Origin of the sequence: Pseudomonas brenneri, assembly GCF_007858285.1 — a bacterium.
GTDB classification, from domain to species: domain Bacteria; phylum Pseudomonadota; class Gammaproteobacteria; order Pseudomonadales; family Pseudomonadaceae; genus Aquipseudomonas; species Aquipseudomonas brenneri.
This window is the reverse complement of the sequence record NZ_VFIL01000009.1, coordinates 89,918-110,002: the sequence shown is the minus strand read 5'-3', so window position 1 is coordinate 110,002 and position 20,085 is coordinate 89,918. Positions and strand designations below refer to the sequence as shown.

General features: G+C 59.6%; 19 protein-coding genes. 8 read left to right on the top strand and 11 right to left on the bottom strand.

Annotated elements, in window-relative coordinates:
* Positions 1–44 precede the first annotated feature (44 nt).
* Positions 45–2,393, bottom strand: coding sequence for a TonB-dependent receptor (locus FJD34_RS20005; protein WP_065944458.1), 2,349 nt, complete (start codon positions 2,391–2,393; stop codon positions 45–47).
* Positions 2,394–2,548: 155 nt separating this feature from the next.
* Here FJD34_RS20005 and FJD34_RS20000 point away from each other — a divergent pair, with 155 nt between their 5' ends.
* Positions 2,549–3,493 (top strand): LysR family transcriptional regulator, encoded by a 945-nt coding sequence (locus FJD34_RS20000; protein ID WP_032856545.1) that lies wholly within the window; start codon positions 2,549–2,551, stop codon positions 3,491–3,493.
* Between the two features lie 119 nt (positions 3,494–3,612).
* Positions 3,613–5,217 (top strand): alkaline phosphatase family protein, encoded by a 1,605-nt coding sequence (locus FJD34_RS19995; protein ID WP_065944457.1) that lies wholly within the window; start codon positions 3,613–3,615, stop codon positions 5,215–5,217.
* A 75-nt stretch (positions 5,218–5,292) separates the two neighbouring features.
* On the opposite strand, the gene FJD34_RS19990 is transcribed toward FJD34_RS19995, so the two are convergent.
* A complete protein-coding gene (locus FJD34_RS19990) occupies positions 5,293–6,198 on the bottom strand; it encodes a TauD/TfdA dioxygenase family protein (protein ID WP_065944456.1) in 906 nt (301 codons plus the stop codon).
* A 181-nt stretch (positions 6,199–6,379) separates the two neighbouring features.
* Between FJD34_RS19990 and FJD34_RS19985 the strand changes: the two genes are divergently transcribed.
* Positions 6,380–7,300: a LysR family transcriptional regulator gene (locus tag FJD34_RS19985; protein ID WP_032856542.1), complete on the top strand. Its 921-nt coding sequence runs from the start codon at positions 6,380–6,382 to the stop codon at positions 7,298–7,300.
* Between the two features lie 53 nt (positions 7,301–7,353).
* On the opposite strand, the gene FJD34_RS19980 is transcribed toward FJD34_RS19985, so the two are convergent.
* Positions 7,354–8,355, bottom strand: coding sequence for an ABC transporter substrate-binding protein (locus FJD34_RS19980; RefSeq protein ID WP_090292673.1), 1,002 nt, complete (start codon positions 8,353–8,355; stop codon positions 7,354–7,356).
* A gap of 287 nt (positions 8,356–8,642) precedes the next feature.
* On the opposite strand from FJD34_RS19980, the gene FJD34_RS19975 reads away from it, so the two are divergent.
* The 4 genes from FJD34_RS19975 to FJD34_RS19960 all read left to right on the top strand — a co-directional run bounded on the left by FJD34_RS19975 (position 8,643) and on the right by FJD34_RS19960 (position 12,705).
* Complete coding sequence (locus FJD34_RS19975) at positions 8,643–10,241, top strand: ABC transporter permease (protein WP_065944454.1); 1,599 nt, start codon at positions 8,643–8,645, stop codon at positions 10,239–10,241.
* The gene (locus tag FJD34_RS19970; RefSeq protein ID WP_032856539.1) at positions 10,238–11,053 is read left to right on the top strand and encodes an ABC transporter ATP-binding protein; all 816 of its coding nucleotides are present in this window, start codon (positions 10,238–10,240) and stop codon (positions 11,051–11,053) included. Before FJD34_RS19975 ends, FJD34_RS19970 begins: the two co-directional genes overlap by 4 nt.
* Before the next feature lie 222 nt (positions 11,054–11,275).
* On the top strand, positions 11,276–12,331 hold the full coding sequence (locus FJD34_RS19965) for a hypothetical protein (protein ID WP_032856538.1): 1,056 nt from the start codon (positions 11,276–11,278) through the stop codon (positions 12,329–12,331).
* A gap of 17 nt (positions 12,332–12,348) precedes the next feature.
* Positions 12,349–12,705 carry a hypothetical protein gene (locus FJD34_RS19960; protein ID WP_139115755.1) on the top strand — a complete coding sequence of 119 codons (357 nt, stop codon included), beginning with the start codon at positions 12,349–12,351 and terminating at the stop codon, positions 12,703–12,705.
* A gap of 89 nt (positions 12,706–12,794) precedes the next feature.
* Here the strand turns inward: FJD34_RS19960 and FJD34_RS19955 are convergent, their stop codons facing one another.
* A complete protein-coding gene (locus tag FJD34_RS19955; RefSeq protein ID WP_090292671.1) occupies positions 12,795–13,481 on the bottom strand; it encodes a Crp/Fnr family transcriptional regulator in 687 nt (228 codons plus the stop codon).
* A gap of 83 nt (positions 13,482–13,564) precedes the next feature.
* Here FJD34_RS19955 and FJD34_RS19950 point away from each other — a divergent pair, with 83 nt between their 5' ends.
* Positions 13,565–14,089: an Mpo1 family 2-hydroxy fatty acid dioxygenase gene (locus FJD34_RS19950; protein ID WP_090292669.1), complete on the top strand. Its 525-nt coding sequence runs from the start codon at positions 13,565–13,567 to the stop codon at positions 14,087–14,089.
* A gap of 10 nt (positions 14,090–14,099) precedes the next feature.
* Here FJD34_RS19950 and FJD34_RS19945 read toward each other — a convergent pair whose 3' ends face one another.
* The 7 genes from FJD34_RS19945 to oscA form a co-directional block, all read right to left on the bottom strand.
* A complete protein-coding gene (locus FJD34_RS19945) occupies positions 14,100–14,465 on the bottom strand; it encodes a hypothetical protein (protein ID WP_090293244.1) in 366 nt (121 codons plus the stop codon).
* A 2-nt stretch (positions 14,466–14,467) separates the two neighbouring features.
* The gene (locus tag FJD34_RS19940; protein WP_090292668.1) at positions 14,468–15,436 is read right to left on the bottom strand and encodes a hypothetical protein; all 969 of its coding nucleotides are present in this window, start codon (positions 15,434–15,436) and stop codon (positions 14,468–14,470) included.
* A gap of 298 nt (positions 15,437–15,734) precedes the next feature.
* Positions 15,735–16,715, bottom strand: a complete 981-nt coding sequence (locus tag FJD34_RS19935; protein ID WP_032856533.1) for a sulfate/molybdate ABC transporter ATP-binding protein — start codon at positions 16,713–16,715, stop codon at positions 15,735–15,737.
* A gap of 3 nt (positions 16,716–16,718) precedes the next feature.
* On the bottom strand, positions 16,719–17,591 hold the full coding sequence (cysW, locus tag FJD34_RS19930) for a sulfate ABC transporter permease subunit CysW (protein WP_029299486.1): 873 nt from the start codon (positions 17,589–17,591) through the stop codon (positions 16,719–16,721).
* A gap of 13 nt (positions 17,592–17,604) precedes the next feature.
* Entirely contained in the window at positions 17,605–18,423 is an 819-nt protein-coding gene (gene cysT, locus FJD34_RS19925; protein WP_032856532.1) for a sulfate ABC transporter permease subunit CysT, read from the bottom strand.
* 167 nt (positions 18,424–18,590) lie between these two features.
* A complete protein-coding gene (locus FJD34_RS19915) occupies positions 18,591–19,601 on the bottom strand; it encodes a sulfate ABC transporter substrate-binding protein (protein WP_032856531.1) in 1,011 nt (336 codons plus the stop codon).
* Between the two features lie 75 nt (positions 19,602–19,676).
* The gene (gene oscA, locus FJD34_RS19910; protein WP_029299482.1) at positions 19,677–19,859 is read right to left on the bottom strand and encodes a sulfur starvation response protein OscA; all 183 of its coding nucleotides are present in this window, start codon (positions 19,857–19,859) and stop codon (positions 19,677–19,679) included.
* Between the last annotated feature and the right edge of the window lie 226 nt (positions 19,860–20,085).

The window sequence follows — 20,085 nt, the reverse complement described above, 5'->3', positions numbered from 1 at the left end:
GGGCGTTCTTCGCGAGCAAGCTCGCTCCTACAGGGGATCGGTGGCTAGAAGTCGTAGCGCCCGGTCACGCCCAGAGTGCGCGGGGTGCCCAGCAGCCCTTCATAGCCACCGTTGCCGCCTGTCCACAGGGTGGTGTAGTAGGTTTTGTCGAAGGCGTTTTTCAGCCACAACGACACATCCCACTGGCCCTGCTGGAAGTCGCCACGCAAACCCGTGGACAGGTTGACCAGCCCATAACCGGGAATCTGCCCATAGTCCGAATCCTCGACCGTGCCCACCGCCTTCGAGCGATAGGCATAGCTGGCGGTGACATAGGGTTCGAAGCCGTTGTCCAGGTTCCACTTGTACTCACCGTTGGCGTTGGCAATCCACTTCGAGGCGCCTACCACTTGATGCCCGCTGAGGTCGCACGAGGCCGGTGCGCCTGGGCGCAGGCTGACTTCCGGTGGGCATGGCGCATCTTTGTACGACAGGTAACGCACGTCGTTGAACGAGCCATTGATATTCAGCGTCAGCCCCCGGATCGGCACCAGGGTGCTTTCCAACTCGACCCCACGGGAGCGTACGGAACCGGCGTTGGTCAGGTACTGCACGCGGTTGCCGGCATCGTAGGCGTTGGTCTGATATCCGTTGACCTGGGTCCAGAACAGGTTGGCATTGAGTTGCAGGCGGCGGTCCCACAGCGTGCTTTTAAAACCCAGTTCGGCGTTGTTGGCACGCTCGGTACCAATCAACAGTGAGTCCGCACCAGCGGTCGGTGCAGAGCCCACCACCAGGTTGACCCCGCCGGACTTCTCGCCATGGGACAAGGTCGCATAGCCCAGCAGGTCATCGCTGAAACGGTAGCTGAGGTTCAGTAAACCGGAGGGGCTGGTGCTGTACTGGCTGAGATCACCGGAATCGTAGGCACCGGCACGACCACGGCGTGCGGTAGCCGCCGCGCCGGCTACCGTTGCACCACCCTCTGGCGCGTTGCGGCTGACCCAGGCGCTTTTTTCTTCATAGGTACCGCGCAGGCCAGCAGTGAAATCCAGGCGTTCGGTCAGGTGCCAAGTCCCTTGGGCGAACAAGGCAAAACTGTCGGTGCGGATATGCCCATTGCCAATGCTGGTGACATTGCTCAAGGCCCCTGTCGGCGTGCCGTTCCAGATATCAGCCTGGGGCCCGTAATAGGCGAAGGATTTATTGTCCAGGTCAGAGCCGAAGTAGTAGGCCCCGAGCACGTAATCGAAGAAGCCACCGGTCGGTGACGCCAGCCGGAACTCCTGGGACCACTGCTTATCTTCCACCGACACGCCAGCGTTATAGGACGCCGGCACGTTGAGGCCGTCGTCGTTGCGCGGGGTGAAATTCCACCAGCGATAGGCACTGACCGACGTCAGGGTGAAGTCGCTGGGCAGGGTCCAATTGGCCTCAAGGGACGTCCCGCCCTGGAACACCGTGACACGTTGGTCGTTGTCCAGGTTGACCTTGCGGTGGGAACCGTTGACCAGGGTCGCCCCGGCCGCCCGCGCCCTGGACTCATATTGGTTGACGCCATTGATGGTCGGCCCGGTGCTGTACAACACACGGGTGCCGGCGCTGGAAGCTTCTTCGTTGTAGTCGCCGATCCAGCGTAGGTTGAATGCCTCGTTGGGCTTGTACAGCAACTGCCCGCGAAAGCCCTGGCGTGAACCACCATTGAGATCGTGACCGTTGTATTCGTTCTTGATATCGCCATCGCTGCGCGTGCGATAGGCGGAAAAACGCCCGGCCAGTTCATCGTTGAGCGGACCGGAAATCGTGCCCTTGGTCTGGAAATAACCGTCCTCGCCCACTGAGGTTTCGATGCTGCGCTCCGGGGTAAAACTTGGCGCGCGGGTGCTGATATTGATGACCCCGGCCGTGGTGTTCTTGCCGAACAACGTACCTTGCGGGCCGCGCAACACCTCAAGCTGCTCGATGTCCATCAGGTCAAACACCGCCATGCCCGGGCGCCCGAGGTACACGTTGTCGATGTACAGGCCGACGCTACCCTCCAGGCCGTCACTGGCCGGGTTATTGCCCAGCCCGCGAATCGACACGCTGGATTGACGCGCATGCATGTAGGCGACGTTGACGCTGGGCACCAGCTGTTGCAGATCCTGGATCCGATAAATTCGCTGACTCTCCAGGGCCTGCCCACCCACCACACTCATGGGCGTGGGCACGTCCTGGGCGCTTTCGGTGCGTCGGCGTGCAGTCACGGTGACCGTTTCCAATTGCCCACTGGCGCTCTCGCCCTTACTCGCGGGTGCTGGCGCTTCAGCCGCCTGGCTCGGTGACCAACTGGCACTGCCCGCCAGCAATAACGCCAGGGGTAGGCGCTTGAGCCGCCAGGCAGAGGATGGTACAGCAGGCTTCGACACACTCATGAGCGGCTCCGGAATCGAGGAATATGCACAATCACATATTCTTTAAAGTTATTTATTTATGTTTTTACAAACTTTTACTGCATAAGAGATAGCCTTTATAAGGAGTCGACCTAATGCATAGCCAATGCATTTCCCCGATATTTTTAATGTGAAAAATGCATATCGATCTGCGCCAACTCCGCCACTTCATCGCCCTCGCCGAACAACGCAGCTTTGTCGCCGCCGCGGCCACGGTGAACCTGTCGCAATCGGCCTTCAGCCGCAGCATCCAGGCCCTGGAACACAGCGCCGGGTGCCAGTTGGTGGATCGCGGGCGCAAGGACCTGGCCCCGACCAAACAAGGCCAGGTGCTGCTTGAACATGCGCGGCGGCTGGTCAGCGGTGCCCAGCAGTTGGCCAACGAGATCAGCCAGTTCAATGGCCTGGAAGCCGGCGAGCTGCGCTTTGGTTGCGGCCCCGCACCGGCCTCCGGGTTGGTGCCACGGGCCATCGGCAGTTTTATCGGGCGCTACCCCAAGGCACGGGTGCAGTTCCAGGTGGACGACTGGCAAAGCCTGGGCAAGCGCCTGCTCAGTGAAGAGTTCGAGTTTTTCGTCGCCGACACCCGCCACTTCGAAGCCAACCCGGACTACCAGACCTACCGCCTGCGCCCGCGAAAGTGGCACTTCTGCTGCCGCAGCGGCCACCCGTTGGCCCAGCAGGAAACTGTCAGCGCTGCCGAGCTGATGAGTTATCCCCTGGCCGTGACCATCCGCCCGCCGAACCTGCGCAAGGTCATCGTCGACCTCAGCGGCCGCCCCGACTACACGCCCAATGTCGAGTGCGAGAACGGCTACAGCCTGCTGGGCGTGGTGCTGCGTTCCGACGCCATCGGCATCGTCAGCGCCAACAGCGATGCGCTGCACCTGACCCGGGGCGAGCTTGTGCGGTTGACGATCGAGGGGCTGGCCGAAGACCTGGAGGAGCGCTACACCCGCTATGGCATCGTCAGCCGCGCCGGGTATCGATTGTCACCGTTGGCCGAGGCAATGATCGAGCAGATCAAGCAGGTGGATGAGCAGGATGACGAGGTGTGCTCGCTGGAGAACTTTGCGGTCTGAGCCACCGCTATCGCAGGCAAGCCATGCACCCACTGCATAAACCCCATTCCCCAAATGCACTTGCCTCAACCCCCTGCAACCAGCGAAAACCCTCACCTGCCCCTCATCCGGTGACCCTCATGCCCCACGTACGCAATGTGCTCTACATCATGTGCGACCAACTGCGTCGCGATTACCTCTCCTGCTACGGCCACGCCCACCTGCACACGCCCAATATCGACCGCTTGGCCGCTTCTGGCGTGCGTTTCAGCCGCGCCTACACCCAGGGCACGATTTGCGGGCCGTCGCGGATGTCGGCCTATACCGGGCGCTACGTCAGCAGCCATCAGGTAGCGTGGAACGCGGTGCCGTTGCCACTCGAAGAGTTGACGATTGGTGACTACCTGCGCCCCCATGGCATCCGTACCGCGCTGGTGGGCAAGACCCACGCCACACCCAATCTCGACGCCTTGCAACGCCTGGATATCGACCCCGACAGCGCACAAGCGCAACCCCTCAATGAGGTCGGTTTCGAGGCGTATTTGCGCCATGACGGGATCTTCCCAGACAGCCCGCTGTTCGCAGACAAACGCGAGTCCGCGTCCTACACCCATTACCTGCGCGAGCAAGGATATGCCGGGAGCAACCCCTGGCATGAATGGGCCAACGCCGCAGCCGGCGAAGCCGGGGAAGTCCTGAGCGGCTGGCACATGCGCAACGCCCACTTGCCGGCACGAGTAGCCGAGGCGCATTCGGAAACGGTCTACACCACCGACCGCGCCATCGACTTTATCCACGAGCAAGGCGAGCAACCCTGGTGCCTGCACCTGTCCTACATCAAGCCGCACTGGCCCTATATCGCGCCCGCGCCGTATCACGCGCTGTATGGCGTCGATCAGGTGCAGGCACCGATTCGCGCCAAGCCCGGGCAGGCCAGCGATCACCCGGTGTACCAGGCGTTTCGCCAACACCAGGAGAGCGTGAATTTCTCCCGCGACGAAGTGCGGCTGCGGGTGATTCCCACCTATATGGGCCTGATCAAGCAGGTCGATGACCAGCTCGGCCGCCTGTTCGATGTGCTGCAAAGCAATGGCCGCTGGGATGACACGCTGATTGTGTTTACCAGCGACCATGGCGACTTCCTCGGCGATCACCACTTGGGCGAAAAAGAGTTTCTGCTGGAGCCGGCAGTGGGCATTCCGCTGATCGTGCGCGACCCACGCGCCGCGGCCGATATCAGCCGGGGCACGACGGATAGGCGCCTGGTGGAAACCATCGACGCCCTGCCGACCTTCCTTGAGGCCCTGGGCTTGCCGAGCGCCGAGCATCGTCTGGAAGGCCGTTCATTGATCCCCCTGCTGCATGGCGTAGAAACGGATTGGCGCCGCTACGCCATCGCTGAATACGACTATGCGTTCCAGGCCCCGGCCCGCGAGCGCCTGGCGCAACCCATCGACCGTTGCCGCATGACCATGGTGCGCAGCGAGCGCTGGAAATACCTGGCGTATGACGGCTTTCGCGCCCAGCTGTTCGACCTGGAAAACGACCCGCAGGAATTGCACGACTTGGGCGCAGACCCGGCGTATACCCAGGTACGCGAAATGCATCAGGGCTATCTGTTCGAATGGCTGCGGGGTTTGAAGCGGCGCACCACCATCAGCCACACCGAGATTGATCTGCGTGGTCAACAGTTTCGCTATGGAGAGCCAGAGGCAGAGAAGGTGGTGCAGATCGGCGTCTGGTAAACACCCAAATCCCCTGTGGGACGCGGGCTTGTGTGGGAGCGGGCTTGCTCGCTCCCACATTTGATCTGCGGTGGGCTACAGGCCTTTGGTGGTCTGGCTGCGCTGCCCCTGCACGCTCACCGGCACATCGCCCTTGAGGGTCACGCGGCGCACGATGCGTTCCTGGGTGCCGTAGTCATCCACTGCGTAATGCTGGGTGGCGCGGTTGTCCCAGATCGCCACGTCACCGGTGTTCCAGCGCCAGCGCACGGTGTTTTCCAGGCGGGTGACGTGGCTTTGCAGCAGGTTGAACAGGTGCGCGGAATCGGCCTGCGAATAGCCCTTCAGGCGTTTGACAAAGTGCCCCAGCAGCAAGGTTTTTTCGCCGCTGACCGGATGCACGCGCACCACCGGGTGCTCGGTCTCGTATACCGTCGAGGTGAAGATCTTGCGGTACTCCTCAAGCTTTTCCGGCGCCACATCCGGCTTGCGCGCGGCGTAGTCGTATTCGTTGCTGTGCACCGCCCACAGGGTGTCGGCCAGGGCACGCACCTCGGCGGTCAAGTCGTTGTAGGCGCTGGCGGTGTTGGCCCAGACCGTGTCGCCACCCGATGCCGGCGCCAGCACCGAACGCAGGATCGAGGCCTTGGGGTACGCATCGACGAAGGTCACGTCGGTGTGCCAGGAGTTGGCACGCTGGCCGCGCCCGCCGTCCAGTTCCATCAGAAAACGCGTGCCATCGCGCACCGGCACCGTGGGGTGAGCAATCGGCTCGCCGAGCAAGTGGGCGAAGGCTTCCTGGCTCTGGTCATCGAGGTGGGTCTGCTGGCGGAAGAAGATCACCTTGTACTGCACCAGCGCGTGCTGGATGGCTTCGACCGTGGCGGCATCCAGATCGCCGGACAGTTTGATGCCCCGGATCTCGGCGCCGATACGCCCAGCAACCGGGTGAATATCCAGCGCCAGGGCGACGGGTTGAACAGCGAGTGCGGCATTGCTCATTGGATGACCCTCATGTGTCTGCTTACGGTGGGGTGACGCTGCGCCAACGCTCTATTCATATGCAATTTAGGTCTAGCAAATGAACAAATGCTTCGTTGACGGAATAAGAGCTTGCATTTAAAACCTCAGCTCCCCTGGTCGCAAATGCCTTCGACCTATTTTTAAAATGCCGGGAAAGCATATGGATCTTCGCCAACTGCGCTACTTCATCGCCCTTAACGAACACCGCAGTTTTGTCCGCGCGGCCGACGCCATGGGCATCACGCAACCGGCGTTCAGCCGCAGCATCCAGGGCCTGGAACAGGAGTTCGGCTGCGTGCTGGTGGACCGTGGCCACAAGGATCTGCGCCCCACCCCGGAAGGCCAGGTGGTGCTGCAACATGCCTTGAGCCTGGTGCATGGCGCCGCCCTGTTGAGCAGTGAAGTCACGCGCATGACCAAGCTCGATGCAGGCGAGCTGCGCTTCGGTTGCGGCCCGGCGCCAGCCGTGAAACTGGTACCGGATGCCGTGGCGAGATTCGTCAACGCACACCCGAAAATCCGTACGCGCTTCCAGGTGGATAACTGGGAAACGCTGAGCCGCAGCTTGAGCCGGGAAGAGATCGAATTCTTTATCGCCGACATCCGCCAGTTCGAAGCCGATCCGAATTTCCAGACCCAGGCGCTGACGGCCAAGCGCGGGGTATTCTTCTGCAGGCCGGGGCATCCGCTGCTGGCCAAGGACAGCCTCTCGACCAACGACATGTTCGATTACCCGCTGGCGTCGCCGCTGATCTCCCAGGGCATTCGCAAACTGCTGGCGAACCTGAGCGGGCGCATGGATTTCTCACCGAGCATCCAGACCGAGCACTTTCCAGCGCTGGTGAAGATCGTGTTGCAGTCCAACGCCATTGGCGTGGGCACCGAGGAGGCTTTTGCCGAGGACATCGCCCGGGGCGCACTGGTGCTGCTGCACTGGCGCAACCTGCCACAGAACATGGAGACCATGAGTGCGCGGTGCGGGATAGTCAGCCGCACCGGTTCGCGTTTGTCGCCGGCGGCCAAGGCGATGATCGAGACGTTGGTGGCGGTGGATCGGCAGGAGGTGGATGTGGCGGTCTAGCAGGCGCCATCGCGGGCTTGCCTACGATGAGGCCAGTTCATGCACTGTAGATTTCAGATCCCAGCCGCCGCCAACCCCGGCACCACCCAATCACTGACCTGGAACGGCTTGCGAATCAGCCGCTCCTTCGACGCCAGATCCACCGCATCCTGCAGCTTGCCCAGAAACACCGGATCCAGGGTCGACGGGAAAATCTCGCTAAGTTTCTGATCCTTCAAATCATTGGTCAAAATCACCGGCGGATAACTCGCCAGCCCCGACACCAGTTCGATATACGCCTGCTTGTTGTTGTCATCGGTCAACCACTGCACCGCCTGCTGCTGGGCCTTGAGCAGCTTGGCCACCACCTCGGGATGGGCGTCGACAAATTTGCCACTGCCCACCAGCACCGCCTGCACGCTGCCCGCGCCGTCCAGGTCCTTGGTGGTCAGGGGGATTTCGGCCAGGCCCTTGGCCTGTAGTGAACTCAGGTTCGACCCGCCCCAGGTCGCATCGATCTGCTTGGCGGCCAGGGCGGCCACGGCCGCGTTGAAGTCCAGGTTGATGATTTTCAGGTCCTTTTCACTCAAACCCTGGCTGGCCAGGGCGCCGTCGAGGGACAGTTGGGTGGCCGTGCCGCGAAACACCGCCACGCGCTTGCCCTTCAGGTCCTGCAAGGTTGTGATCCCGGAGCCCGGTACCACGCCCAGGTATTGTTTAACCCCGCGAGCGGTGGCGCTCAGCAGACGGGTATCGAGGCCATTGGAACGGCCGATGATCGCTGCCAGATCGCCCAGGTAAGCCAGGTCTACCTGGCCGTTGGCGAAGGCTTCATTGATCACGGGGCCGGCGCCCTTGAAGTAATTCCACTGGATCTTGATGCCCTGATCGGCGAAGGCTTTTTCAAAGATCTGCTGGCTCCTCAGGACATCCGTCAGACCACCACCGCTGTTCTGGGTGCCGGCACTCAGGTCGGGCACGGCAATACGGATTTCCTTGAGGTCGGCGGCGTGTACCAGCCCGGCGAGCGCTGTGCCTGCGACCAGGGTGATCAAGCGTTTGAAGGGCAATTTCATAGAGTGTGCTCCTGTGGGCGACGGTGGCCTGGGGAGCAGAAAGTACGCACAACGCGGTCAAAACTTTAAATACTATAAATTCACAATTTAATAGCTTTTTGATCTATGCGCACTGCGGCCCCGGCGCCAGAGGGTTATGCATCAACAGCATGGAAAATATTCTCCAAATGCATTGGATGCGTGTCGGGCAGAGGCTTTAAATGGTTTTTCTTATCCCTAAATAATCTTGATTGTTTGTTTATAAGATCAAAATCACATAACGCACTCGCCGACACCGGAGGTCTTCCATGGCCCGAATTTCACTGTTGAGCCTGCCGCTCGCCGCCCCTGCCAAGGGTGGGCGGGCACATTGGCCGAACCTGAGTGAACGCCTGCTGCCATGGCTGCTGCCACTCACGCTGTTTGCCCTGTGGTGGCTGGCCAGCCGCAATCACTGGATGAGCGAGCAGATCCTGCCGGCGCCTTCGCTGGTCTGGAGCAGTGCCGTGGAACTGGCCGGCGGCGAGTTGTGGAGCCACTTGGCGATCAGCCTGCAACGTCTGTTCTGGGGGCTGTTGGCGGGCGTCGGGGCCGGGGCGTTGCTGGGCGCGCTGCTGGGCTTCAGTGCCCGTGCCGAGCGCCTGGTGTTCCCGACCTTCAGCGCCCTGTCGCAAGTCCCGACCCTGGCCTGGATCCCGCTGTTCATGGTGTTTTTCGGGATTGGCGAAACCCTCAAGCTGGTGGTGCTGGTCAAGGCCATTGTGGTGCCCGTGACCCTGCACACCCTGGTCGGCGTGCGCGATGCCCAGCCCGGTTTGCGTGAGGCTGCACGCGTGCTGCGCTTGCCCAGCCATCTGTTGATCCACCGCCTGATCCTGCCCGCTGCATTGCCCGCGTTCATGGCCGGGGTACGCCTGGCCCTGGCCGCCGGCTGGACCTCACTGCTGGCGGTGGAGCTGCTGGCCTCCAGCGAAGGTATTGGTTACCTGATGGTCTGGGCGCGGCAGTTGTTCATGCTCGATATCGTGTTTGTGTGCATCGTGGTCATTGGGGTGCTGGGCGTGGTGATGGATCGCGGCATTGGCTGGCTGGATCGCAAGTGGGTGCATTGGCCCCATCCCGCTACCGCGCAGATCCGTCGCGGCCCACGCTACCAAGGCTGGCAACGCCTGCAACCGTGGTTGCTGCCCTTGAGCCTGTTGGCGCTGTGGCAGTCGGCGACCGCCCTGGACTGGGTCGATCCCAATATCCTCGTCAGCCCCTGGACCGTGTTGCACACCACCGCCAGCGGCGTATTCGATGGCAGCCTGCTCAGCGCCCTGGGCAAAAGCCTGGGACGCACCTTGAGCGGGTTGCTCCTGGGCGGCGGCCTGGGCTTTGCCCTTGGCCTGTGGCTGGGCCTGTCACGCCGCAGTGAGCGAGTGCTCGGCCCGACCCTGGCGGCCCTGCGTCAGATCGCCATTTTTGCCTGGGTGCCGCTGCTCACCGCCTGGTTCGGCCTGGGCGAGTTGGCCAAGTCGGTGTTTATCGCCCTGGCCGCGTTCTTCCCGCTGTTTATCGCCACCCAACGCAGTGTGCTGAACCTCTCGCCACAGCTCAATGAAGCCGCCCAGGTGCTGCGCCTGAGCCTGGCCTTGCGCCTGCGTCGCCTGGTATTGCCAGGGGCGGCAGCGGGGATTTTCGCCGGGCTGCGCCTGAGCCTGATCTACGCCTGGCTGGGCACCATCGGCGCCGAGTATTTCATGCCGTCCAACGGTGGCATCGGCAGTTTGATGATCGGCGCCCAACAGTTGCTGCGCATGGACCTGATCATGAGCGGCATGCTCCTGGTCGGCCTCACCGGCGCAGCACTCAACCTTATCGGCCAACGCATCGAAACCCGCGCCACGCGCTGGAGACACGCATGACTGCACCTATTGTCAGCTTCAACCATGTGGGCAAGACCTTCGACGTCGATGGCTTCGAGCTGGAAGCCATTCGCGAATTCAACCTGGATATCGCCGAAGGCGAGTTCGTCGCGATTGTCGGCTCCAGCGGTTGCGGAAAATCCACGCTGCTGCGCCTGCTGATCGGCCTGGACACGCAGTTCCGTGGCGAGATCCGCGTCGATGGCAAGGCCGTGGAAGGCATCGGCGGCGAGCGCGGCATCGTGTTCCAGGAACACCGTTTGTTCCCGTGGCTGACGGTCGCGCAAAACATCGGCCTGGGCCTGGTCAACGAGCCCTTGAGCGAGGCCCAGCGCCAACAGCGCATCACGGACTTTATCGAATTGGTGGGCCTTACCGATTTCACCCGCGCCTACCCGCACCAATTGTCTGGCGGCATGGCGCAGCGGGTGGCGATTGCCCGTGGCCTGGTGGCCAGCCCACGCATCCTGCTGCTGGACGAGCCCTTCGGCGCTCTCGATGCCCTGACCCGCCAACAGATGCAGGATGAGCTGCTGGCGATCCGTGCTCGCGCGAAGATCACCACAGTGCTAGTGACCCACGATGTGGAGGAAGCGATTTTCCTCGCCGACCGCGTGGTGGTGATGGAGCCCCGGCCCGGACGGATCAAGCAGGTGGTGGATATCGCCCTGCCCCATCCGCGCCAGCGCAGCAGCTTTGATTTCCACCAACTGCGCGAAGAACTGCTGCACGAACTGATCAGCGACGACCACTACCAGCCGCCGCTGCGTGAACAGATCCGTGACCTGCCCCTGGCGTTTATTGCTTGCTAATGAGAAATACCTTGATCGCGCAAAGTCCTGCTTTTTAGCGCGTTGACCTAAGGGTCGTCAGGTCTCTACTTAACGGTGTCTTTCGACACAGCTAGAAACAGTCATCAGGAAAACCCTACATTTTATTTTACGATCAACAGTCAACTGGCAGAGTAAGCTGAGTAATGGTATAGGTGCTGGACACTGTAAATGAGAAGACCCTTCACGCAGGGCGGACGTATTATGAACTTCACCCTCTCACTCGGCGCCACGTCTATATTCTTCGCTCTACTGACAACAAGCTGTGGCGTCCACGAGTCCGGCCGGTTATCTCCCGAAGAAAAATTACCTACTGAATTTTCAGACTACAAGTATATCGATGAAATTACCGAATTTGAAAACTATACCGTCGAAAAGTTTAAAGTCCCACCACGTTCCACAGTGGAACACAGCCTCAACAAAACAACAAACAACATCATTATTGAAATTGCCACAGATGTTGACGACCACACTCGCCAGCACACTTTCTACAAACTGAATACCTCTGGCAATATCATTGATAGCCATCAATTTTCAAGAAGCTTCCTGATAGCAAAAAAAACCGGGGACGAGCAATTGGTTGGCGGCACTTTTTTGGTCAACAAAGAAAACAGCTATTACTCTACCTGGCCGTTAAATGGCGACAAAACAAAAAGACCATTTACTCCCATCAACCAGGACTTGGCTTGGAGTACAGAACAGGTCGATGCGTACTACAAAGAAATCACAAAAAAAAGCGCACGCCTGGACGATGTTGAAACCTATGAAAAAATCAGCGCCCACGAAAATAAAAGGCGTATCCGAAAAGTATACTACCTTAACACTACCGGCAAATGGTATGTCCTCTACGGCAACTCACTGACGAGCGACTTCAGCGGCAAACGATTATCCGGTTTCAATACGCTATTTAAAGACTTCACAGACGTCGAACGTGGCTTTGGACGATATACACCACCCTCCAACATCACTATTCCCTACTTTGAAAAGCAGACTTACAGCAAATATTGCGCCCAAAATGCTGGCAGCAGTGGTTGCAGCATGAATTATACCTGGGAGGGCATAGGGTATTACCAAGTCACAATAGCCGACGTTATTTTTAAATTCAAAAACAAAGGCAGTTTGTCACGTTCTGATTTTAAAGGTACAGCGTTCCCGCCCAAAGAAACCCTCCTCAATAATTTCGCCTATTACACAATGCCGGCATTAACGTATTCGTTGTTTTCAGCAAACGAAGAACTCTACCTGATAAAACATAAATAAATCCCATGACCCGACTTATGCAAACAATCACCCGCTGCCTATTAGCCACATTAATCATCATTTTTAGCAACGCGTCTGCAGCTGACCCAATAAAAAGCACGAAACCCACGGAGGCTTCACTTGATAACGACAACAAAAAAATTATCTCTGCCACGTGGATGACGAGCGATTTCAGCAGCGAAATCACAACGTCCAGTAATGGAGGAGCGGTGGGGATTCTTATTAAAACAGTAGGCTACGCACCCGGAGAATCACTTTCAGTCCGGATTGCGGATCAAGAAACCAATGATGATGGAGGGAGCTATAGCATCGTTCGCGAACTTACAGGCGTGGTTGATAAAAATGGCGAAGCCAGAGCAATTTATAAACCCTAAGGGTTCCGCCCTTTTAACATCCTTGAAAGCTCAGCCATACTCGAAGAGCGAACAATGACTTGTGGCGAGGCGACCTTTAAGACGCCGCGTCAACCCTGCGCCATCTCCCGCAACCGCGGTGCATCAAGTATTTCAATTTCGCCATACCCCAATCGCACAACCCCCTGCCCTTGCAGTTCCTTGAGCAGCATATTGGTCGTCTGGCGCGACACCCCCAGCATCGCCGCCAAGTCCTCCTGCGCCAACTGCACCACACGCCGCGAGCCATCGATCTCGCCATACCCCTCGGCAATCATCCACAACCGATGGGCCAACCGCACCGACGCGGGTGCAAGGCTCAACTGCTCGATATTGATAAAGCTCAGCCGCAACTTCTGGCTCATCAGCAAGGCCATGTCCCGCCAATAGGCCGGGCTTTGCGCAAGCAAGTGCAGCATCGCCGACTGCGGCACCTGCAACAGGGTGCAAGGCCCGACCGCACACGCATCGTGGGTACGCGGCAGGCCGTCGAACACGGCGATTTCGCCAAACCAGAAAGGCGCTTGCGCCAGACTCAACAACGCCTCCTTGCCCTGCTCGTTCACCGCGCTGATGCGCAGGCTGCCCTCCAGCACCGCGTACAGGCCGCACGGCGGGTCGCCACGCTTGAACAGCACCTGCCCCGCCGCCAACTGCCGCACGCGGGCGTGGGCCAGCAAGCTATGCTGCAAGGGAGCAGGCAGATGACGGTACCAGTGGCCGCTGGACAACCGTGCATGCCAAGACTCTGCGTCCATGAGAACTCCAAAGATTGTCGCCCAGTTGACAGTTTGTCGCAGTCCTACAGGGCATGATCAAGCATCCTACAGGAGGAATAACAATGAAAAGCCTCGTCGATCACCTCAGCCAATACGCCGCCTACCACCGCGACCCGCGCAACATCGTCAGCCACTTTATCGGCATCCCCATGATCGTCGTCGCCGTCGCCGTACTGCTGTCGCGCCCCGAATCGCAAGTGGCCGGCCTGTGGCTGTCGCCTGCAGTGTTGCTGGCGTTGTTTGCCGCCGGGTTCTACCTGCGCCTGGAACTGGCGCTTGGCATGTTGATGAGCGTACTGATGGGCCTGTCGGTATGGGCCGGGCATGTACTGGCGGCGCAAAGCACCCTGGTGTGGCTCAGCAGTGGTATCGGCCTGTTTGTGGTGGGTTGGGTGATCCAGTTTGTCGGCCATTACTACGAGGGGCGCAAGCCGGCCTTTGTCGATGACGTGTCCGGGCTGATCGTGGGGCCACTGTTTGTGGTGGCGGAACTGGCGTTCCTGGCGGGGTTGCGGCATGACCTCAAGCGGCAGATCGAGGAGCGGTCGGGGCCGGTGCGGGTGAAGCGTAAGGATTTGGTGGTTTGAGTCCGTGACGTCAGTGGAATGGGTCCCACAGGAGCATCGCCACAACACGAAACACCCAAAAAACACTCCAATAAGTCGGCCATACAACCCAGCGTTTAAGCCCTAATGGGATGGCGGCAAGCTCTTCACGGGTGACGTCGCCCTTTTTGATATAAACCGAGGGATGAGCCAGGAAGCAGGCAATCACGCTCATACGCATCATCTTGTCGATTCGGCGACTTCTCGACCAGAAACGCTTACTTCTCTGAACAACCTCATTTTCGCTGAAATAACTTTCCAGCTCATCCAGCTTTGTGTAATCAACAAATAATAAAATGCCTGCAAGAACTACTATTTCAAATACCGTCAAGCCTGCAAAAAAGAGCTCACTGTCCATAATCATTGACCGGTTTTTTCATATAGAACATCGCCGTATTTAGCGACCGCATTACCTCCCGCCTCCCCTCCTGCCGCCCCACCCAGAGCGGCACCAATAACGCCACAAACAAGATCCCCTTTCCCCCTCGTTACAACCCCCAAAACAGTGGTGCAAAGATAACGTCCTAAGCGCGCGCCCCCAGCCCCAACTATCGCAGCACCACCAACACCCCCCACCAACCGCCCGCCCTCCACATACTGCGCCCGCCGACACTGCGCCTCTCGCCCCGTCATGCACCCCTCCTTGATCGCCAACCCCGCCACGCCCACATCCAGCGCTAACCCCACATACGTGCCCTTGCCCAAGAACCGCGACGTCTGCGCAATGCTCCGGATTCGCTGCGCATAGCCCGCTATCTCACTCTTGTGCAGATAGCTTTTGGTCGATATCCCCAGCACTTTTTTTAACGACTTATTGCCCTGCAAGCTCGTACCAAACCGAGCTGCGCCCTTCAGTTGAGTGTCCAGGCGCTGGAACAACCCCTGGCGCTGACGAATGAACGCCTCCCGATCCAGGGCCCCACTCTTGAGTTGCTGATGCAGGCGCTCGACTTCCTCCAGCGTATGCCGGACCTCATCCAGATGCCGCGCCCAACCCGAACTGCCGGCCCCCACACCCAGCGAGGTATACCCCAACAGGCTCTGCAATAAATCGTAGTTATTGATGACGGCAATCCCTGCCGCGGAATTCAACTCCAGGGCACGACGGATTTCCTGTGCATGGCGCATCAACCACGCGTCATTGAAGGTGCAGGCAACAGTGTATTCGTCAGGCACAATCACCATTTGCCCGGGCGTTACCAAGCTATGACGCAGGTGCAGGTTCAGCGCATCGAACTGCTCCGCCGACTGCTGACTGGTGAGGCGCAAAAGCTGGGTTTTCAAACTGTGATAATCAATGGTGCGCTCATTGATATACGCCTGCGTCATCTCCTACATCCTTGATGTAATGAATATGGCGTCGGAATATAAGTAACTAAAAGGCGTATCGCACAAGCTGGCGGGGCATAAAACCGGGAGGAATTTAAGTTTCGGAAGCTGCCCACACAGCGAAGAAAAAGTACCTACAAATCTCCCCTAAAGACTCCCGACCAAGAGCACTCAGGCCACTGGCGGCGGTGATGGCTTCGGACATGTCCCAGACGGGTTGGAACATCCTTTTCACCAGCACCAACAAGCCAGCTCCCCCACAAGCCACCCCCACAGTTGATCGGGGCTGGCCAAAAACTCAGGCTTTTTGCCAGACCTTGGGCTTGAAGAACAACGTCGCGCCCCGCGTCAGCCCGGTGAGGCTGTCGTGGTCCTTCACCACTTCGGCTTCGATCAGTTCGCTCTGGCCTTCGACCTTCAGCGTGATCCGCGTGGTAGCGCCCAGCGGGCGGATGTCACGCACTTGCGCGGCATGGTGATCTTCCAGTTCATGGCGTGACAGCGACACTTCGTGCGGGCGGAACAACACGTGCTGGTCTTCGCCCAGGTGCAGGCGGTTGGAGTCGCCCAGGAAGTGGTAGACGAAATCGCTGGCCGGGTTTTCGTAGACGTCGCCCGGTGAGCCGATCTGCTCGATCACGCCCTTGTTCATCACCACGATGCGGTCGGCGACTTCCATGGCTTCTTCCTGGTCGTGGGTCACGAACACCGAGGTCAGGTTGATGTCCTCGTGCAGGCGTGCCAACCAGCGGCGCAGCTCCTTGCGCACCTTGGCATCCAGGGCGCCGAAGGGTTCGTCGAGCAGCAGCACCTTGGGCTCCACCGCCAGGGCGCGGGCCAGGGCGATACGCTGGCGCTGACCGCCGGAGAGTTGTTCCGGGTAGCGGTCCGACAGCCAATCGAGTTGCACCATGTTCAGCAACTCATGGACCTTGGCCGCGATCTGGGTTTCATTCGGGCGCTGGTTCTTGGGCTTCATGCGCAGGCCGAATGCGACGTTGTCGAATACGGTCATGTGGCGGAACAGCGCGTAGTGCTGGAACACAAACCCGACGTTGCGATCACGCACATCATGGCCGGACACGTCCTCGCCATGGAACACGATACTGCCGGCGTCCGGGGTTTCCAGGCCGGCGATGATGCGCAGCAAGGTGGTCTTGCCGCAGCCGGAGGGGCCCAGCAAGGCCACCAGCTCGCCACTCTGGATATCCAGATTGATGCTGTCCAGGGCCTTGAAGGCGTTGAAGTTCTTGCTGACGTTACGGACTTCGATCGACATGACTTATTCCTCAGCCGCACCGGCGCGCAGGCGGTTAATTCGGTTCTCGCTCCACTGCTTGAGCAGCAGGATGAAGAGCGCCAGGATCAGCAACAGACTCGCCACCGCAAACGCAGCGACGTGGTTGTATTCGTTGTAGAGAATCTCGACGTGCAGCGGCAAAGTGTTGGTCACGCCGCGAATGTGGCCGGACACCACCGACACCGCGCCGAACTCACCCATTGCCCGCGCAGTACACAGCACCACGCCGTAGATCAAGCCCCACTTGATGTTCGGCACGGTGACATGCCAGAACATCTGCCAGCCATTGGCGCCCAGCAGACGCGCGGCTTCTTCTTCCTGGGTGCCCTGCTCCTGCATCAGCGGGATCAACTCGCGGGCCACGAATGGCACGGTGACGAAGATGGTCGCCAGCACGATGCCCGGCAAGGCAAAGACGATCTGGATATCGTGATCCTGCAACCACGGCCCGAAGAAGCCCTGGGCGCCGAACATCAGCACATAGACCAGACCGGCGATCACCGGCGAGACCGAGAACGGCAGGTCGATCAGGGTCACCAGCATGCTCTTGCCACGGAACGAGTACTTGCTCACGCACCAGGCCGCACTGACCCCGAATACCAGGTTGAGCGGCACCGAGATCAGCACCGCAATCACCGTCAGCTTCAATGCCGACAGCGCGTCCGGCTCGAAGATCGCGGCAAAGAATGCGCCGAGGCCGAGCTTGAGGCCCTGGGATACCACGATAAACAGTGGCAACAGCAAGAACAGGGCGAAGATCAGCCAGCCAAGGCCGATCAGGATACGTCGCGAAACCGCACTGCCACGACGGGCAGCGTTGGCCGAGGACGCGGCGGAAATAGACGATTGGGACATGTTCCGCGCCTCCTTATGGACGTTCGATGCGCCGCTGCAGCAAGTTGATCAGCAGCAGCAAGACAAAGGAAACCACCAGCATCAGCACGCCGATGGAGGTAGCGCCGGTGTAGTCGTATTGGTCGAGCTTGACCATGATCAGCAACGGCAGGATCTCGGTTTTCATCGGCATGTTGCCGGCGATAAAAATCACTGAGCCGTACTCACCCACACCTCGGGCAAACGCCAGGGCAAACCCGGTCAGCCACGCTGGCAGCAGCGCCGGCACGAGGATGTAGCGGAACACTTGCAAGGGCTTGGCGCCGAGGCAGGCGGCGGCTTCTTCGATTTCCCGGGGGATATCGGCCAAGACCGGCTGCACGGTACGCACCACAAAGGGCAGAGTGACGAAAGTCAGGGCCAGGGTGATGCCCAATGGGGTGTAGGCGATCTTGAAGCCCATGTCCGTGGCGAACTGGCCAACCAGGCCGGACGGCGCGTACAGCGCGGTCAGCGCGATACCGGCCACGGCAGTGGGCAGGGCGAACGGCAGGTCGATCATCGCGTCGATAATCTTGCGCCCGGGGAAGGTGTAGCGCACCAGTACCCAGGCCAGCAGCGTACCGATCACGCCGTTGATCAGCGCGGCGTACAGGGCCGTACTGAAGCTCAACTTCAACGCCGCCCACACTCGCGGCGCCGAGATGATGGCCCAGAACTGATCCCAGGTGAGTTGGGCGGCGTGGACGAACATGGCCGCCAGTGGTATGAGCACAATCAGGCTGAGGTACACCAAGGTGTAGCCCAGCGTCAGCCCGAAGCCGGGTATGACGGGGGAGATACGACGCGACATAAAAGTCCTTGGTTAACAGGTAGATACCACTGCAGGAATGAGTTTTTGTGGGAGCGGGCTTGCTCGCGAAAGCGGCGTGTCAGTCACTAAATGCGTTGACTGGCACACCGCTTTCGCGAGCAAGCCCGCTCCCACACAAGCCGCATTCCACAGGGAGGCCGTGTTGGTTATTGGGCCGTGTAGATCTGGTCGAACACGCCACCGTCATTGAAGAATTTCGGTTGGGCAGTTTTCCAGCCGCCGAAGTCTTTGTCGATAGTCACCAGCTCCAGTTTCGGGAACTGCTGGGCGTATTTGGCGGCCACATCCTTGTCACGCGGGCGGTAGAAGTTCTTTGCCGCGATCTCCTGGCCAGCCGGGCTGTACAGGTGGTTGAGGTACGCCGTGGCGATTTCGGTGTTGCCCTTTTTCTCGGCGTTCTTGTCGACCACGGCCACGGGTGGCTCGGCGAGGATCGACAGGGACGGCACGATGATGTCGAACTTGTCGGCGCCACCATCTTCCTTGAGTGCCAGGAACGCTTCGTTTTCCCAGGCCAGCAACACGTCACCCTGACCGTTGTTGACGAAGGTGATGGTCGAGCCACGCGCGCCGGTGTCGAGGATCGGCACGTGCTTGAACAGTTCTTTCACGTATTCCTGGGCCTTGGCTTCGCTGCCACCGGCCTTCAGGCCATAGGCCCAGGCGGCGAGGAAGTTCCAGCGGGCACCGCCGGAGGTTTTCGGGTTCGGCGTGATCACCGACACGTCGTTCTTGATCAGGTCGCCCCAGTCCTTGATGCCTTTGGGGTTGCCCTTGCGTACCAGGAACACGATGGTCGAGGTGTACGGTGTGCTGGCCTCAGGCAGACGGGTCTGCCAGTTCTGCGGCAGGGTCTTGCCCAGCTTGGCAATTTCGTCGATGTCGCCGGCCAGGGCCAGGGTCACCACGTCGGCGCGCAGGCCGTCGATCACCGCCCGGCCTTGCTTGCCCGAACCACCGTGGGACTGCTGGATCTTCACGTTGTCGCCAGGGTGCGCCTTTTTCCAGAAGCTGGTGAATTCGGCGTTGTAGTCCTGGTACAGCTCACGGGTCGGATCGTAGGAAACGTTGAGCAGCTCGTAATCCTTGGCGACAGCAGAACCGGCAAACACGGCGCTGGCCAGGGCGGCCAGGGCATAACGGCGAATCGACGACATAGACAAGCTCCTGAAATTCTGGGGTGTTGGCTTTTCTTATAAGTACGGGTCCCGCAATCGAAGCGCCGTGTTGCCTCAGCTCGGTTTGTTGCCCGGGCTCTGCAAGCGGAATTTCTCTTTGCGTTCGATCTGCACCACTTGGGCGTTGTGTACGGTGATTTCCACTGCGCCAAAGCGCAGGTCACGCAATGCGCTCTGGATCTCGCGCAAAATGGCTGCTTCGTCCTGGCCGTCAACGCTGCGTAGAGATGCGCTCATGGTCGTGCTCCTGAAATGAGAAGTGCCTGGCAGTGGCGGCACTGCTTGCGGCGTGAGGGCGATAGTAGATAAGCGCGGATATTCTTAAAAATACTATTTAAGAATGTTTATATAACCAGAAAGAATTTTCAGGCAGGACACGACGTTACACAGAGTGGAGATCCAAATGTGGGAGCGGGCTTGCTCGCGAATGCGGTGTATCAGCTAGCAAATTCGGTGACTGACA